This window comes from Limosilactobacillus oris (assembly GCF_025311495.1).
Lineage (GTDB): Bacteria > Bacillota > Bacilli > Lactobacillales > Lactobacillaceae > Limosilactobacillus > Limosilactobacillus oris_A.
This window is the reverse complement of the sequence record NZ_CP104398.1, coordinates 19,437-36,076: the sequence shown is the minus strand read 5'-3', so window position 1 is coordinate 36,076 and position 16,640 is coordinate 19,437. Positions and strand designations below refer to the sequence as shown.

Here is a 16,640-nt window from a genome sequence, read left to right as displayed (position 1 = left end):
TCCTAGTGTTGCGCATAGGTAACCGTCAAGGTCTGCCCCTTGCTAATCTTGCTATTGGCATTAATACTCTGCTTGTTAACGTAGCCGCTGCCCTGTTCCTTGAGTTTCAAATGGAGCATGGCCGCCAGCTCCTGAACATCCGCGGAGCTCCAACCGTTCAGGTCCGGCATTTGATAGTTACCACCAGCATCCAAAATCACCCGCTGGTTCTTTAAGAGCTTCTCGCCCGCCGTAATTGACTGGCTCCGGATTGTCTTGCCGTCACCAATTACCACTGGCTGGATCTTTAGTCCGCTGAGCTGCTTAGACGCGTCATCCCGGTTTTGCCCAACCAGTTCTGGCATTTTGGCAACACTCGAGTTAGCTGACTTGTTCTTCTCCAACAGCATTTCCATCACTGGATTAAAAATCGAGGCCATCTGCTTCGTCGCTGAAGTGCTCAAATTCTGGGGCTGGCGGAGCGTGACGTACATTACATAGCGGGGGTTCTTCGCCGGTGCCATTCCCGCAAAGGAGTACAGGTAGTTAGTATCACCCTTGCTATAACCGTTAGCACCACCGATTTGGGCGGTCCCGGTCTTCCCGGCAACCCGGTAACCCTTGATTTGGAAGTCGTGACCGAGCCCCTTCTGGTCGTAAATCACACCTTCCATGTACTTGCGCACCTGCTTAGCGGTACTGGTCTTAATCGGCTGGCCCACCGTGGTTGGCTGGGTCTTTTTAACCACCTTACCGTTGGCCGTTTCCACCTTTTTAATGATGTAAGGCTGCATCATCTTACCATTGTTGGCAACGGCACCAATCGCCCGCAGCATCTGCATTTCATTCACGGTGATTCCCTGACCAAAGGCGGTATTCGCCTGCTCAAGGATCCCTTTAAACTGGGTAAAGCCGGAGACTTCATTGTCCATCCCTACCACGTTGACCTTCTTCAGGAGGCCGAAGCGGCGGATATACTTCATCCAGGTCTTCGCCCCCATGTTCTGTTCAACGTGGGCAAACCCGACGTTACTGGACATATCAAAAGCGTCCTTATAGCTAATGTTCCCCCAACCAGTGCTTGACCAGTCGACGATCTTGCCACCGCCCATTGACCAAGTCCCCGACTGGAAGGTCGCCTTCGGATCAAAGTGGCCGGTATCGATTGCCGCGCTGAGGGCCAGGATCTTCATCGTTGAGCCGGGCTCGTAAGCGTCCTGTACAAACATGTTCCGCCAAACGGGCTGGCTGGAGTTTAAGGTTGGCCGCTGGGTGGCTGCCACGATCTGTCCAGTCTTTGCATCCATCACAATTGCGGTTACCGAATTCGGCTTGCCGTCCTTATAGACGTGGTTGACCTTATTTTCCAACATGTGCTGAGCCTGGGGGTCGATGGTCGTATAAACGTTATCCCCATTAACCGCTGGCTTCGTGACGGCTTTAGAGTTAGCCAAACGGTAGCCATACAGGTCGCGCTTGTCTTGGCGCATCCCGTTGGTTCCGGTCAACCGCTTATCGAAGTAGCTCTCCAGGCCGACCTGCCCTTTCAAACTCGTCTGTCCCCGCTGGTTGGTAATTGGTGAGGCTAAACCGATAATCTGGGAGGCAAACTCGCCCTCGGGATACTGCCGGGCCGGCGTCGCTATAAAGCCGATCCCCTGCAGGTGTTCCTTCTTGATCTTTTGCATGGTGGCAACTGACAGGTTGCTACCAGCAGCGCCAAATTCTACTTGGTAGACCTGGCTCTTCGTATTTAGCTGCTTGAGGATCTTGTCTTCCGGCAGGTCAATGTACCGGGCCAGGACACGGGCAGTCTTTTTCTTATTTTGCACATACAGGGGCTTACCGCTGGTTGAGTGCTGGGTCTTATCCACGACCGCGTAGACCGTATACTTGCTCGTATCAGTGGCAATCACCCCACCCTTATTATCGTAAATGTTCCCCCGCTTGGCTTGAATTGTCCGCCGCTGGGTATAGATTTGCTCCGCCTGTGACTGCAGGTTAACGTGCTGGATGTCACGGTTAATCGCAATATACGCAAAACGAACGAAAAATAAGAGAAACAATCCAACCGTGATGAAGAATAACCACTTACCGAAATTCCCCCGATTGCTATTATTTTTCTTAGTTTTCGCTCGTTGTGACTCTTTGTTCATTATTTATTGACGTTCCTTACATTTGAATTTTTGTCAGAGAGGCCATACTTTTGGGCAATCTTCTTTAAGTTGCCCTGACTAGTTAAATCAGCAATTTCCTGCCGGTCACTAGCGTTGTTATTTTTAACCTGGGCAACCTTCGATTGTAAGTCCTGCAAGTTGTGCTGACGAGTATTAATTGAAATTTTAGTGGAAAGCAGGGCAATAATCAACAGTAGGGTAACCGCACTCCCGACAACCATCAATAAGCGTTCAAACCGTGACCAGCGAACCGGCTGGACGCCCGGTTGGGGCTGGTCGATTGGCGTCACTGGAACCTGTTCTTCTTCGTATTTTCTTGCTGCATTAGAAACCATTATTAATACACTACCTTACTCTATTTAATCTTTTCAATGATTCGTAACTTAGCACTGTGCGCACGGTGGTTCTCCGCTAATTCTTGTGTGCCGGGAAGAATTGGTTTACGGTTGATCAGCTTAAAGTCAGGGCTCATCTCCTCTGGAATCACTGGCAACCCCTGGGGTAAGTCATCACTGATGGATGACTTTTCCTTAAACATTGTTTTAACGAGGCGGTCCTCCAACGACTGGAAGGTAATAACACTGATCCGCCCGCCAACGGCCAACATTGCCAGCGCCTGTTCTAAGGACTCTTCCAGCGCTCCCAGTTCATCGTTGACCGCAATGCGGATTGCCTGAAAACTCTTTTTGGCCGGGTGACCGCCATGCCGCCGTGCCGCCGCTGGGATGGCTTCCTTGATCACGTCGACTAATTCAAAGGTCGTGCGGATTGGCTCCCGCTGCCGTCGCTGCTCGATTTTACGGGCAATCTGCTTAGCAAACCGTTCTTCCCCGTAACGGTAGAGAATCCGGACGAGGCGCTCATAGGGCCATTCATTAACCACTTCCATTGCCGACAAGGACTGGCCTTGGTTCATCCGCATGTCCAACGGGGCGTCGAGCTGGTAGCTAAAGCCACGCTGGGCGTCATCAAACTGCGGTGACGAAACCCCTAAGTCATACAGGACGCCGTCGACCTTGTGGACACCTTGAGCAGCCAGATCCTTCTGGAGGTGGCGAAAGTTATCCTCAATGAGGGTTAACTTCCCAGCCGCGAGTGCATCCTTCAGCCGGTCGCGGTTATAATCAATCGCGGTTTCATCCTGGTCAAAGGAATACAAGTGACCGGTAGTGAGCTGGCCCAAAATCGCGCTGGTATGACCACCGCCCCCCAGGGTACCGTCAACATAGGTCCCCGCTGGCTGGACGTTTAAGCCCGCCACGGCTTCTTGCAATAAAACTGTTACGTGCTTAAACGTGGCCATCGCCATTTAAGCCCCCTTTCCTAGAAGTCAATCTGCAGGTCCTCGGCAATCTCATCGAAATTATCCGCGGTAGTAGCCGAGTAATCGTTCCACCGGTCGGCACTCCAAATTTCGAACCGGTTAGAAACACCAATAATCACGCAGTCTTTTTGGAGGGACGCGTGCTGTCGTAAAATGGCGGGAATATTGACCCGGCCCTGGCGGTCAAGCTCGCACTCCGTCGCCGCCGAGTATAGGAAACGGACAAATGCCCGGGCATCCCGCTTCGTCAGTGGCAGGGCCGCCAGCTTAGCTTCCAGCCGTTGCCATTCCGCTTGTGGATAGCCAAACAAGCAACCATCGAGCCCCCGGGTAATAACGAAAGAAGCCCCTAACTGGTCGCGAAACTTGGCGGGGATAATCAGGCGTCCCTTGGCGTCAATCACGTGATTATATTCACCCATGAGCACGACTAATCCCCCCTTTACCACTTTATAGGAATAGTCTACCACATTCCCCCACTTCTCACCACGTGAATTCCGATAAAAAAAGCGATAACCGGGCGAACCGTGGTTATCGCTACAAAATTCACTTATCCTTCAATTAATTAAACTAGTGGTAAGTTGCTGGCAAAGATCGACGCTCCAAAGGAAATAATCGCAATCCAGGCTGAACCCCGCCAAAACGGTGGCCAGTAGCGCCGGTATAGGAATTCATGGTTGTGGACCAGCTGGATAACAATCAGGGCTAGTGCCAGGACCATCCACACCGCTACCGGATAGGCAATCCAATAGAGTCCAAAATTCCACCCGGCTAGCAGCCAGAACAGAATCGCCGTGAGCGCCCACCAGAGCGTTACGTGCTTTTTCCCCTGCATAAACCGGCCGCATAGGTATTTTACCCCAATAAAAATGAGGATAATCAGGACCTGCAAGAGGGTCCGTTGGTAATCGATCGTCACACTACATTCCTTCTCTACTATGTCATTTTATTTTAGTTTACCATAAAGGCTGGTTGTTCGTTTGAAATTGACCAGGGAATTGCGGTAAACTACAAGGAGTTTAGATAGCGAAAGGCGGAAAGTGCATGCAACATAAAAAGAAAACGCGGTTTCAGAAAATAACAATGGTGGCTATTTGGCTAATGCTGATTGCCATGCTCGGCTCGTTGATTTTCAGCGCAGTTGTATCGTTGATGGGAAACTAGGGTTCAATTCAGGAATCTGGCAAGCAGCAAAAAACTCGCAACCAACGTGGTGGCATTCCACCAGCAGTTGGGCTGCGAGTTTTTTAGTTCTATTCCGCTGGTGGTTCCTGGTCAGTATCCGGCTGTTTAAATACTTCCCGGGGCTTGGAACCGTTGGCGGGGCCGATGTACCCCCGTTGCTCCAAATCGTCAATAATCCGGGCGGCCCTGTTATAGCCAATCCGGAAGCGGCGCTGAATCAACGAGGTCGAGGCTTTCTGCTCCGCCACCACAAATTTAAGGGCCTCTGGGAACAGTTCGTCCTCGTCTTCCTGTTCTTCTTCAACCGCCATCTCCTGGTCAGTCACGACCATGTTCTCATCGTATTCCGCCGGTTGTTCCTGCTTGATGTAGTCAACCACTGCTTCGACGTCCCGGTCAGAAATAAAGGCCCCCTGAACCCGGGTCGGTTTGTTTTGATCGATTGGCTCAAAGAGCATATCCCCCCGCCCAAGCAATTTTTCAGCTCCGTTGGTGTCAATAATCGTTCGGGAGTCGATTCCGCTAGAAACGGCAAAGGCAATCCGGGAAGGCACGTTGGCCTTGATCAATCCGGTAATAACGTCTACCGACGGCCGCTGGGTTGCGAGAATCATGTGAATCCCGGCGGCCCGTCCCATTTGGGCAATCCGGACAATGGCATCTTCAACATCATTGGAAACGGTCATCATCAGGTCCGCCAGCTCATCGACGACAACCAAGATTAGTGGTAAGCTCGGTTGATCCGTACTATCTTCCTGGCTGTTATTGTCCTGGACTAATTTGTTGTAGCCGGCTAGGTTGCGGACACCAAACTTTGCAAAGAGCTCGTAACGGCGTTCCATTTCAGCCACCACCTTGCCCAGTGCCCGGGCCGCCTTTTTAGGTTCCGAGACCACTGGACTGAGCAAGTGGGGAATTCCGTTGTAGACACTCAACTCCACTTTTTTCGGGTCAATCAGCAACAGTTTGACCTGGTGGGGTTTAGCCTTGAGAAGAATACTGGTCAAGATGACGTTAATGGCGACCGACTTCCCACTCCCGGTCGCCCCGGCAATGAGGAGGTGGGGCATCTTCGTCAGGTCCGCCATCTCCACGTCGCCGGTCACTGTCCGGCCTAATGGAACGTTCAGTGGGTGATCGTCGGCCGGTGCCGCTTCAAACATGTCACGGAAGCCGACGGTGGCGACCTGCTTATTTGGTACCTCAATCCCAATCAAGGACTTACCGGGAATCGGCGCCTCAATCCGAATATCCTTGGCGGCCAGCGCCAGGGCCAGGTCGTCAGCTAGGTGGGTAATTCGGCTGACTTTGACCCCGACCGCGGGCCGCAGTTCATACTTGGTAACGGACGGGCCAAGATTGACGTTTTCCACCGTAGCTTTCACCCCAAAGGATTGAAGGGTCGTCTGCAGGGTTTTTGTATTCTGCTGGATGTTTTTCAGGTCGCCCTGCTGGTCCGTTGCCGGGACCTTAGTCAGCAGGTCCAGCGGTGGCAGCTGGTAGTCCTTATCCTCCTGCGCCGTTACCCCCGTCATTGGCAGGTCGGTGTCAGGAGAATCGCTCGGTGCCGGCTCATCCTCCTGTTTGCTGCTAGCCACGGTAATCTTCGGTGCTGGTTGTGGTTGGACCGGTTCAGCCGCCGGAGCTTCATCTGCTGGGGCAGCCGGTGCTTGTGCAGCTGGGACCGCCGTCTTTTCTTCCGCTGGCTGACTAGCTGACTGACTCTTATTAATCGCCGAGGTGACTGCTGGCCGGTCAGCGTAGTCCCGAACACTTTGACTAGCCGCTCGCAGCCCCATTCCCAAGCGCTGGATTCCCCTGCCGGTGAGTGCCAAAAATCGCCGCCACGGCAGGGCAAAAAAGATTACTAGCCCCGCAACTATCAGTAGCCAGGCCAGGATCCCGGTACCAACCTGGGAAACCAGGAAGTCGCTCCCGTTATATAAGTAGGCTCCGAGCATCCCCCCACCAATCGGCACCGTGTTATCGCCGTTGAAGAGGACCCGACTGAGGTTGCTCCAGGTGACCGGAATAAAGTTGGCATGGACATTTTGCTGGCTAACCATCAGGACGTGGAGCCATAACAACAATCCGGTATAAGTTACCAGGTAGCCAGCAACCCACCGCAGCTTCAGTCGCGGTGCCTGAGCGTAAAAAGTATAGGATAAGGAGAAAATCATCACGGTAATGATAGCAAGGGGGTAACTCTCCCCCACCAGGATCCGGAAGCAGTTAGCGATAAATGTCCCGAGGCTGCCCAGGTTGGTTAAACCAAGGAGCATCAGTAAACTAACGATCAGCCCGACCAAGTTATTCACCAGACGGGCTTCTTTCTTTGCCTGGCTACTTCGCCGGCCCTTCGTCTTCGCCGTGCGCCGGTTCGTCGACCGTTTTCTTCGCGCCATGGTTAATCCTCCTTATTTCAACTTGTCATGCTGGTAGGTGTGTACCCGTGCCAAGTTGGGGAAACTTTGCTGCCGCAAGGCCTCATAAATGACGATAGCCGCACTATTCGACAGGTTTAATGCCCGGATATTATCATCATTTTGGGGAATCCGGATGGCATTCTCCGGGTACTTCCGCATAAAGGCTTCCGGCAGTCCGGTAGTTTCCTTGCCGAACAAGAAATAGTGGTCCCCCGCACCCGTATAGTCCACGTCAGTGTAATCATGGTTCGCGAACTTCGACACAATGTAGAGCTTCTCCATATCCGGGATTGTTGCTAGAAAGGCTGGCAGGTCATCGTGATAGGTGATTTTGACCTTGTCCCAGTAGTCCAGGCCGGCCCGCTTCATGTGCTTGTCGTCAGTGGAAAAGCCCAGCGGTTTGATCAGGTGCAGGGCGGTGTTGGTTCCCGCGCAGGTCCGGGCAATATTACCGGTGTTGGCCGGGAAAAGGGGTTCAAATAAGACAATGTGGTTAGTCATGATTAATTCTCCTCACAAAAATAAAAAAGCAGGGTCTCGGTGTGGGCACGGCGAAACGCTGCTTTAGTGAAGTACTCCTTAGCAATTACTAACGACGCTGTTCGATATCAATTGCTAAACGATTTCTGAATAATAATTTAGCACGAATATTAAGAAAGTGCAAATATTATTTCATTTTTGTCCCCGTCAGGACGCTTACATCGACCGTCACCATCGTCAACGCTTCCAGGTCCTGGGCGGTCAATTTTCTTGCGCCCTTCCCCCAGTGGAGCGGGGTCATCTCCACCAACGCCGCCTGTAAGCCAGCGGGAATGGTGAACTCATAGCGAACTCGGATCTGCTGGGCATCGGGGTAATGGTGCCGGAAGAGATCGACCACCCGCTGATTATCATAGTGGGAATTGGCCTGGCCGGTCCCGTATAAGAGCTGGCGCAATTCAGCCAGGTAGTCACTATTGGGTACGACCTTGATCACCCGCCCACCAGGTGCCAGCACCCGATTGAATTCCGCATAGTCGGACGGGGAAAATAGTTCCATGATGGTATCAAAGCTGCCAGCATTAAACGGCAGCTGGCGCAGGTCGGCCACGCAAAAGAAGGCGCACAGTCCTAGCTGGGTCGCCAGAGTCACCCCCGCTTTGGAAATATCAAAGCCGATCAGGGTATCGTCGCAACCAGCGCGCAGAGCCGCCAGCTGCCGCAGCGGGGTCCCCTCCCCCGTTCCAACGTCCAAGATGGTTTGGGGCCGGACCGGCAACTGGTCAGCCACCGTCTTCACAATCGGTTCAAACAGGCCCGCACTCAGCAGCTGGCGACGAGCCAGAAACATTTGCCGGCCATATTCCGTGTCGGCGGCCCCGTTTAAAAAGTGAAGGTAGCCATGGCGGTTAAAGTCAATCTGGTGACCATGGGCACAGTAGATGCTGTTGCCTTCGACCTTTGCCATCGGTGCCTGGCAGTTCGGGCACCGAAACAGATTAAGGTGGTCTTGGACAAATTGACGTTGTCGTTCAATCTTTTTCATTCTGATTCTCCTCTAAATATTCTACCTAAGTTTAGCACAAAGCAGCCGCAACTGCTTCGCCGACCATTAAAAAAGCCAGCCGCGCTATTTGATTGTAAATAGTGCGACTGGCCTCACTTATTTTCATGGACGCCAACTACTTTAGTGCTTCCACCGTGTAGATTTGATTTTCGACATCAAAAGTGGTAAACCGAGCTTACCATGTCATCGTGTTGCTTGTACCCTGAAGAATAGCAGCGGAAAATAAAACGGTAGGTATCACTTGGTTTTACCTGTGGCATACGTATATGTGATAGAGTAAAGCGACAGTTAAAGCCACTATACCGACTCCCCCAGATTTCGGGATACGCTACTGCCACGTCCGGCCGTATGTTCTGGCTGGGGTCAAGGGCAACAGCGATCCACTCAGTTCCATTTACTTCTAGGACTAAAATCATCTGACGAACATTGTCTAGTATGATGGAATCAATTAGCGGATTGCCCGTCATTTGCCTGTTCCAGTCTGCGCAGTAGTTGCTTGCTGCCCACCCGCTGACTTGGATTTGGGGATCCTGCTTTGTCCAAGCAACGCTAACGTTATCAATATGGAAAGCCTTTTCGACATCGTGGTCGGCTGGAGAATTCTTCCCCGCCGTCGGTACCAGTGAGAGTTCCGGTGCCACCATGCTGTCAAACCAGTAGTCGACTGCGTTACCATTTCCGGCCGGGTCGCTGGTCCACCGGCTCAGGACCGTAAAGCGGTGGCCATTGGTCTTTGAATTTAACTTAAAACTGACATCAAAACCCGCATCACCGGCATTGTAAACGCCCGGAAAGGCCCGGGCAACATCAGGCCGAGCACTGTTGGCGATCACCCGGACCCGCTTAATCTCCCGCTGGGTCGACTGGTCAAAGAGGATTAGGTAGTGATAAGGCCGCCCAGCTGACTGGCTGGTAGCGTGCCAGCCAACCGCGTGCAGAGCCCGTCCTTGGACACCCCAACTATCGAGGTTCGCCCGATTAGCTAAGTCGTTGAAGAGTTGCTGCGGTGCAAACCAGTAGTCAATATAGTCTTCATTAGCATCAGCCGTCTTACTCCAACGACTAATGATCCGAATTGGTTGATCGCCCATCCCCGGCGTAAGGGTCACGTCGTTGCTAAAGCCATTTTGAGATGCTGTAATAACGTCCGGGAAGACTTTGATCAAATCAGGGCGACTAGCGCCTTGTTGAATAGTCGACCGACTTAACTCACGGCCATTGTTAGCATTCAAAATAATAATTGTATGGTAAGGTCGACCAATTGACTGGTTAGTCACATGCCAACCACTAACATGGAGCTTATCATTTTGAACAGTAACACTATCAAGGTAGGCCTGATTACGGTGACCATGCAATAGTTGTTGTGGTGCAAACCAGTAGTCTACGTAATCACTGTTAGCGTCTTTAGTGCTAGAATACCGACTAATAAACTGAATCTGGTCAGTTGCCATTTCCGGTACCATGCTTAATTCTGCGTGGAAGCCAGCGTGCTTAGCCATCATAATTGTCGGGTAGACAGCAACCAAATCTGGGCGGTCAGTGCTAATATTTTCCGTAGTCCGTCCTAATTCACGACCTTGACTAGCGTCCCAAACAATAATCGTGTGGTACTGCTTATCATTGGCCTGATTAGTAGCGTGCCAACCACTAACATGGAGTTTACCATTAATGAACTGAACACTGTCAACCCAGGCATGGTTTCCCTGATCGACACTAATTCGATTAAACCAATGATCAATCCGCTGGCCCTCACCACCATTTGGATCACTAGAATAACGGGCAATCACTGTTAGATCATCACCTGCATTTGCTAATGGGATTAAAATATCTTGGTCAAAGCCAGACAGCAAGCTCCCAAATACATTGGGGTAAGCGGCCTGGACATCCGGGCGGTTAACGGGGGTAATCTGTACCCGCTTAATTTCCCGACCAAGGGTATTGTCATAAATAATCAGCCAGCCATTTGGCATCACCGCTGAAGCACCACTGGCATGCCAGCCTGCAACATGCAAGACAGCTTCTGTAGACGATGCCTGCCGTAAAGAGTAGCTATCAAGATTACCGTAATTCTGCTGGTAATCTTCTGCGGTCGGCGTATACGGTTGATAATTAACCTCTGGCAAGTTATAAGATGGGAAAGCATAGTAGATTCCTTTTCCCTTATTTAATTGGATATTACTCATTCCTTGCTTCGACAATTGTAACCAGTACCTTCCCGCTGCCTGAGGATTGGTTATTACGTTGGCGCCTTGATCTACGAGCTCTAAATCACCAGCAACTGGTCGATAGACACCAACCTGCTGGCCATTGCTAAAAATAGTAATGGTATATCCCATTTTCTCAAGATGGCGAGCACCATATGCACTCAGCTGGCGAGGCCCACTTACTTGCATAGTTCCCCGTGCTTGAATAGTGTAAAAAGTTCCCATGGAAGATTTCAGGCTGTATTTAACATGCGGATTCTGTTTACTTAGCCGTACGATCAATTGCGGACTTGCATTAACGCTATAGCTCCCCACCTGAGTTGGGGTTACCATCTTGCCTTGTAAATCGTAGAAGGCTAAATCACCCGGTTGTAGGGTAACTGGGTGTTTCTTATGATTGCTATCGGTATACTCCACCATATAATTTTGGAGATCAATTTTTGGCTTCGTCCCTTGAAGGATAAGATTCTTTAATGCAGAAACGGCATTAACAATGATATAACCATCTTCAAACTTATTAACAAAAACGTTGGCCAATTCATCTATTGAGATTTTACTAAACCCTTTAATATAGGGAGCAACCATCTTCAAATGCTGCATTCCTTGTGGACTCAAGTAAATATAGTAATTTTTCGTTAACGCCTTCCCAAAACCAGCATCAATCCCCACAAGCCATGGCTCAACCACGTTACCAGCATCATCCACATACTCTAAGTCACCAGGATCTGGTGTAAATGTCGCTAGAGTTTCTAAACCGAAATTATCTTTAACCATCACCTGAACAGGTTGTGAGTCTAAACCAATCGGCTTATCACTACAAATATACGATTTATAGCTAGCATCCGTAAACTTGGTGCAAATATGAGCAGTATCTAAATTCTCAAGGTAGATACTGAACCCAGAATACGGCTGAAATGTATAACCACCATAACCCAGCTCATTCAAGTGTGCCAGGCCCGTAGCAGTTAGGTTTAAATAATAGAGCCCGGCAACAGTTGGTGCTGTACACTCTTGACCATTCTTATCAAAGAGTGCGTAATCCCCCTTACGCAAGGTATAAGTATTTCCATTTCCTATGTCAACTTTTGGCAAAGAAATAGTAGCTAGTGAGAAGCGGCCCACATAATCTGTAATAAACTTAACCGGAAAATCGTAATTTTGTCGCGAAAAATCGACCATAGCGCAATTAAGCCAAGTTATATTTGTTAACGGAGTAATACTCTTAATAAACGGGAAAGTCCTTTTCAAATTCTGAATTCCCTGCGAGCTCAGGTAAAGATAAACTTCCCCACATCGATTAATGGCGTCCTGAACAGAACTAATTACACTCCCGTGGACATCAATTAACTCCAAATCACCTGCTGCTGACGGCTGATAGGTGATTATTTGGTTAGCACCGCTGTCTTTAACAATTACCTTGACCGCCAGGGGATTCAAGCCATATGAATGACTTTGCTCATCATAAGTAATCTTAGGCAACGATGAATCGGTGGCCACGGTAGATATGCTTAAGTTAGTTCCATTTTCAAGAACAAACATGACAGAAGCAAAAGGATCAATACTATATTTCCCATCGCCGAGTGCATTAATGTGTGCTAATCCAGCATCAGTCAAATTAATCTGATACACACCAGCTGTCGTTGGGTCCGCAATCTGCTTTCCACTATAGTCAATAAATCCTAAGTCTCCGGCTACTGGTTGATAAATTTGTCCATCAGCAAGTTTTACATGGAGCGAGGCTGGAGCAAAATTATTAGAACTGACCTGTCCAATGCACCTAGTAAAACTGGTTTCTCCGGTAAAGTCATAGTTAGACTGACTAGTCTTTGCTTCTTCTACCCCTAGATAGTTTGTGGGAGCAACAGCATTTGACTGCCCCTGAGTAGAACCGGTGTTTGCAGCAGTTCCTGATACTTGATAATTATTTGTTGAAGAGACAGGCAACGTATTTTCTGCCATCACCTGATTGCTTTGCGTTACTGTTGACAAGTTCGACTTGATATCCGCAGATGCAGAACCACTCATCATCGCAATGCCAGCAACCATGAAGAGGGTTGCCGTAACCCAAAGTTTCCCTGCTTTATATAGTTTTTTATGTTCCTTATTCATTGAACTTACTCCCCCAAAATCATACTGAATCAAAGAATAAACAATATTATTATATACCCTATAATTAATTTATAAATACTAATATCGCTAGAAAACACTTCCCTAGTTTTAGAATTGCAGACTAAGTTTAGCACAAGCTAGAATTAATCAACATGAATTGTTATGATAACAGTAAGCATTTTCAAAGGAGGAAGTTGTCTTGATTGAACAATTTTTAATTGGAACCTACACGAAGAAGGATAGTAAGGGTGCCTACATGGCAAGCCTAGATACCAGCAAGGGTGAACTGACGGACGTTCAGCTAGCCATTCCATCCCAGAAGCCAGCCTACCTGCAAGTCGGCCCTAACCAACGGGTCTACGCAGTTAAGCAGGATGGCGACCAGGCCGGGGTGGCTGTTTACTCCCTTGCCAATGGCCAAGCCGAAACGCTGAGCACCTTCATGGAAAAGGGCCCGGCTCCGGCATACGTCGGCCTGGACGAAGCGCGTCACCTGCTCTACAGTGCCAACTACCACACGGCTAACGTCGAGGTCTTCAAGGTCGCTGCTGATGGCAGCCTCACCCGGACCGACGTCGTAACTCACCAGGGTGAGACCGGACCGGAACCGGAACAAGAAGCTCCCCACGTTCACTACGCCGACCTGACGCCGGACCAACGGCTGATCGTCTGTGACTTGGGGATGGACCTGGTCGTCGTTTACGACGTTAGCGATGAAGGCAAGCTGACCGCCGTTTCCCGCTTTAAGTTCGAACCCGGCTTCGGTACCCGTCACCTGATCTTCCATCCTAACGGTCAGTACGTCTACGTCCTCGGTGAACTCTCCAGCAAGCTGGCGGTCCTGAAGTACAACGCTACCGATGCCAGCTTCGAACACCTGCAGACCATCAAGACCATTCCGGCCGACTGGACCGCCCACAACGGGGCTGCCGCCATCCGGATGTCCAAGGATGGCAAGTTTATCTACACCTCTAACCGGGGTGAAAACACCATCGCCGGCTTTGCGGTGCAACCAGACTTCACGGTTAAGCACATCCAGTCCATTTCTACTGAGGGTGACTTCCCACGGGACTTCAACCTCAGTGGCGATGAATCCTACCTGCTGGCTTCTAACCAGAATACTGATAACCTGACCCTCTACCGACGGGATGCAGCCACTGGTAAACTGGCCCTTCTGCAAAAGGATGTTGCCTGCCCAGAACCAGTCTGCGTTCAACGCTTCAACTAATATAGTCAATTGACGTGTAAAAAGGCCCTTGTGAAACGAGCGAATCGTTTTACAAGGGCCTTTTGGGGTCAAAATTCTTTTATTGCTGCCGCAAAGTCGGCCGGCAGCGGTGCGGTAACCGTAATAAACTGTTCTTTAAACGGGCTGTAAAACTGTATCCAGTAGCAATGCAGCGCCTGGCGGTCAATCAGTGGACTCCCCGCCGGCGCACCGTACATTTCATCCCCGACCAGCGGGTGACCGAGGAAGCTAAAATGAACCCGAATCTGGTGGGTCCGCCCGGTATGCAAACGAATCCGCACTAACGAATGCTCTGCCTGCGCCTGCGCTAACCAGTATTCCGTGACCGAATCTTTACCATCCGCAGCCACCTCCCGTTTGACAAACGAGGCCGGATCTCGCCGAATAGGAGCGTCAATGTAGCCATGCTGGGTGTGCAGGCGGCCGCTGACCAGTGCGTAGTAGTTTTTCTTGACCTCATGCCGTTTCAACTGCCGGTCCAGCACTGCATGGGCAAAGCGATGTTTCGGGAACACCACCAACCCGCTGGTGTCCTTATCCAACCGGGTCGCCACGTGGGTCACTTGGTTTTCATAGCCCTGCTCCCGGTAATAGTGCTTAACCCGGTTGACCAGGCTGTCGGCCACCGGGACATTATGGGCCGGGACGGTCGCCACCCCCGCCGGCTTGTTTAAGACCAGGAAGTCCCGGTCCTCGTAGGTAATCGTGATCGGGGCGGTTGATTCATCAACGTGGTCGTTGGCCTCTTCCGGCGGAATCACAATGGAATACTCATCCCCCGGCTGAACCAGGTCCACGGCCCACTTCGGTTCCCCGTTAATCAGCATTTGTCCGCCATGGTAAATTGCTACCTTCATCAGCGAGCTGGTTACCCCGCTCATCTTGAGTGCCGACCGCAACTTGCGCGGCGTCGCGTGGTCGTAGCGCCAGGTAAATTCCATTACTTACCACCACCGATAAAGGAGTCCTTGACCCGGTTCCAAAAGTTGGTGTGCCGGTAGCGGGCAAAGAAAATCCGTTTTTGTGAAACCTGGAAGGAAACTTCCATTAGGTGACGCTTGCCCTTTTCATTTTTTAAGCGAAGCTGTTCCCGGTCACAGGTCATCACATGGTCGTTAACGTCGCGCAGCCGGAGCATCAGTTTGGTATCGGCCCCGAAGATAATTGGCGACCCCAGCGTCCGGAAAACGCGGTTATTGAGCGAGGCCATTTCAGCTAGCTGGAAACCAACACTATTGGGGTCCATGATTGCCCCTCCAACCGACTTGTTGTAGGCAGTCGAACCGGTCGGGGTGGAGATACATAGGCCATCGCCCCGGAAGTTTTCAAATAACTGGTTGTTGATGTAAACGTCACAGACCATCGTCTTGGTAATGTTTCGAATGGTAGCTTCATTGAGGGCTACGAAGTTATCCACCGTGCCGTCCGAATAGCCCGCCCGCATATCCAGTAAGGGGTAGGAAACTGACTGGCCACTGTCCTGGACGAGGCTGTCCACCAGGTCGTCAATTTCAAAGTTGCGCCAGTCGGTATAAAAGCCCAGGTGGCCGGTGTGGATTCCCACGAAGCGGATCTGGTCAAGCTGGTCGATGTAGTGGTGAAAAGCGGACAATAAGGTCCCGTCACCGCCGATTGTGATTACCACTTCCGGGTGCTGGTCATCATAGGTAAGTCCTGCCCGTTCGATTTCCGCCCGTAAGAGTTTCGTTACCCGCTGTGACTCAGCAGTTTCGTTATTATAAATTCCAACTTTCATTTATTCCTGCTCCTTTGGCTTAGTTAAATCTTCGCCAGGCTGAGCCGTCTGGGTCGCCTTTTTGTATGAAAATAAGTTTTGGGCCTCCTGGATTTCTTCGCGAATTTCAGACATCTCATTGTCCAGGTGAAAGGCCGCCTCAGCAGCCCGTTGCAACCGGGCGGACAGTTCTTCCGGAAAGGCGCCCTGGTACTTGTAATTTAGCGAATGCTCAATCGTCGCCCAAAAGTTCATCGCCAGCGTCCGTACCTGGATTTCTGCTAAAATCCGCTTTTCACCGCTGATCAATTGAACCGGATACTCAATCACAATATGGTAAGAACGGTAGCCGCTGGGCTTAACGTTAGAAATGTAGTCCCGCTCCTCTAAAATCGTCATGTCGCTCCGTTGCCGCAGCAGGTCAACTACCTGGTAGATATCCTCAACGAATTGACACATGATCCGCAAGCCAGCAATGTCTTGCATATCCTGTTCGAGCCGGTCCGCCTGGACGTGCCGGCGCACCATTTTTTCCTTAATGCTTTCGACGGGCTTAACCCGTCCGGTGACGAACTCGATTGGTGAATGCTGCTCCTCGTCTTGGTACTGTTTCCGCATCCCCCGCAATTTTACCTTTAATTCATTAACGGCCTGTTGATATGGCAATAAGAAATGCTGCCAGTTTTCAATCATAATCTAGCCTCCA

The 16,640-nt window shown here is 50.6% G+C and carries 14 protein-coding genes; 2 read left to right on the top strand and 12 right to left on the bottom strand.

The window, feature by feature from the left end; translation table 11 throughout:
* Positions 1-2: 2 nt before the first annotated feature.
* The 5 genes from N4599_RS00260 to N4599_RS00240 form a co-directional block, all read right to left on the bottom strand.
* Positions 3-2,135 carry a penicillin-binding transpeptidase domain-containing protein gene (locus tag N4599_RS00260; protein WP_260900411.1) on the bottom strand — a complete coding sequence of 711 codons (2,133 nt, stop codon included), beginning with the start codon at positions 2,133-2,135 and terminating at the stop codon, positions 3-5.
* Positions 2,135-2,491 (bottom strand): cell division protein FtsL, encoded by a 357-nt coding sequence (gene ftsL2 / locus N4599_RS00255; RefSeq protein WP_003712697.1) that lies wholly within the window; start codon positions 2,489-2,491, stop codon positions 2,135-2,137. The genes N4599_RS00260 and ftsL2 overlap by 1 nt, the downstream gene beginning before the upstream one ends.
* Positions 2,492-2,511: 20 nt before the next feature.
* Entirely contained in the window at positions 2,512-3,459 is a 948-nt protein-coding gene (gene rsmH, locus N4599_RS00250) for a 16S rRNA (cytosine(1402)-N(4))-methyltransferase RsmH (RefSeq protein WP_260900391.1), read from the bottom strand.
* 20 nt (positions 3,460-3,479) lie between these two features.
* On the bottom strand, positions 3,480-3,908 hold the full coding sequence (gene mraZ / locus N4599_RS00245) for a division/cell wall cluster transcriptional repressor MraZ (protein ID WP_003712686.1): 429 nt from the start codon (positions 3,906-3,908) through the stop codon (positions 3,480-3,482).
* A 137-nt stretch (positions 3,909-4,045) separates the two neighbouring features.
* On the bottom strand, positions 4,046-4,399 hold the full coding sequence (locus tag N4599_RS00240) for a hypothetical protein (protein ID WP_260900361.1): 354 nt from the start codon (positions 4,397-4,399) through the stop codon (positions 4,046-4,048).
* 125 nt (positions 4,400-4,524) lie between these two features.
* Between N4599_RS00240 and N4599_RS00235 the strand changes: the two genes are divergently transcribed.
* Positions 4,525-4,644: a DUF4044 domain-containing protein gene (locus N4599_RS00235; RefSeq protein WP_003712693.1), complete on the top strand. Its 120-nt coding sequence runs from the start codon at positions 4,525-4,527 to the stop codon at positions 4,642-4,644.
* Positions 4,645-4,733: 89 nt separating this feature from the next.
* On the opposite strand, the gene N4599_RS00230 is transcribed toward N4599_RS00235, so the two are convergent.
* From N4599_RS00230 to N4599_RS00215, 4 genes are all read right to left on the bottom strand, one after another.
* Complete coding sequence (locus N4599_RS00230) at positions 4,734-7,070, bottom strand: FtsK/SpoIIIE family DNA translocase (RefSeq protein ID WP_260900358.1); 2,337 nt, start codon at positions 7,068-7,070, stop codon at positions 4,734-4,736.
* Positions 7,071-7,082: 12 nt separating this feature from the next.
* Positions 7,083-7,592: a tRNA (cytidine(34)-2'-O)-methyltransferase gene (locus N4599_RS00225; protein ID WP_191363387.1), complete on the bottom strand. Its 510-nt coding sequence runs from the start codon at positions 7,590-7,592 to the stop codon at positions 7,083-7,085.
* 166 nt (positions 7,593-7,758) lie between these two features.
* Positions 7,759-8,616, bottom strand: a complete 858-nt coding sequence (locus N4599_RS00220) for a methyltransferase domain-containing protein (protein WP_260900337.1) — start codon at positions 8,614-8,616, stop codon at positions 7,759-7,761.
* A gap of 176 nt (positions 8,617-8,792) precedes the next feature.
* Positions 8,793-12,950, bottom strand: coding sequence for a KxYKxGKxW signal peptide domain-containing protein (locus N4599_RS00215; RefSeq protein ID WP_260900326.1), 4,158 nt, complete (start codon positions 12,948-12,950; stop codon positions 8,793-8,795).
* Positions 12,951-13,149: 199 nt separating this feature from the next.
* Here N4599_RS00215 and N4599_RS00210 point away from each other — a divergent pair, with 199 nt between their 5' ends.
* Positions 13,150-14,178 (top strand): lactonase family protein, encoded by a 1,029-nt coding sequence (locus tag N4599_RS00210; protein ID WP_260900308.1) that lies wholly within the window; start codon positions 13,150-13,152, stop codon positions 14,176-14,178.
* Positions 14,179-14,246: 68 nt separating this feature from the next.
* Here the strand turns inward: N4599_RS00210 and N4599_RS00205 are convergent, their stop codons facing one another.
* The 3 genes from N4599_RS00205 to yjbM are packed head-to-tail and all read right to left on the bottom strand — an operon-like array spanning position 14,247 to position 16,627.
* On the bottom strand, positions 14,247-15,140 hold the full coding sequence (locus N4599_RS00205; protein WP_260900298.1) for an RluA family pseudouridine synthase: 894 nt from the start codon (positions 15,138-15,140) through the stop codon (positions 14,247-14,249).
* Positions 15,140-15,955: an NAD kinase gene (locus tag N4599_RS00200; protein ID WP_260900294.1), complete on the bottom strand. Its 816-nt coding sequence runs from the start codon at positions 15,953-15,955 to the stop codon at positions 15,140-15,142. Before N4599_RS00200 ends, N4599_RS00205 begins: the two co-directional genes overlap by 1 nt.
* Positions 15,956-16,627: a GTP diphosphokinase gene (yjbM, locus tag N4599_RS00195; RefSeq protein WP_003713904.1), complete on the bottom strand. Its 672-nt coding sequence runs from the start codon at positions 16,625-16,627 to the stop codon at positions 15,956-15,958. It abuts the gene before it with no gap.
* Positions 16,628-16,640 lie beyond the last annotated feature (13 nt).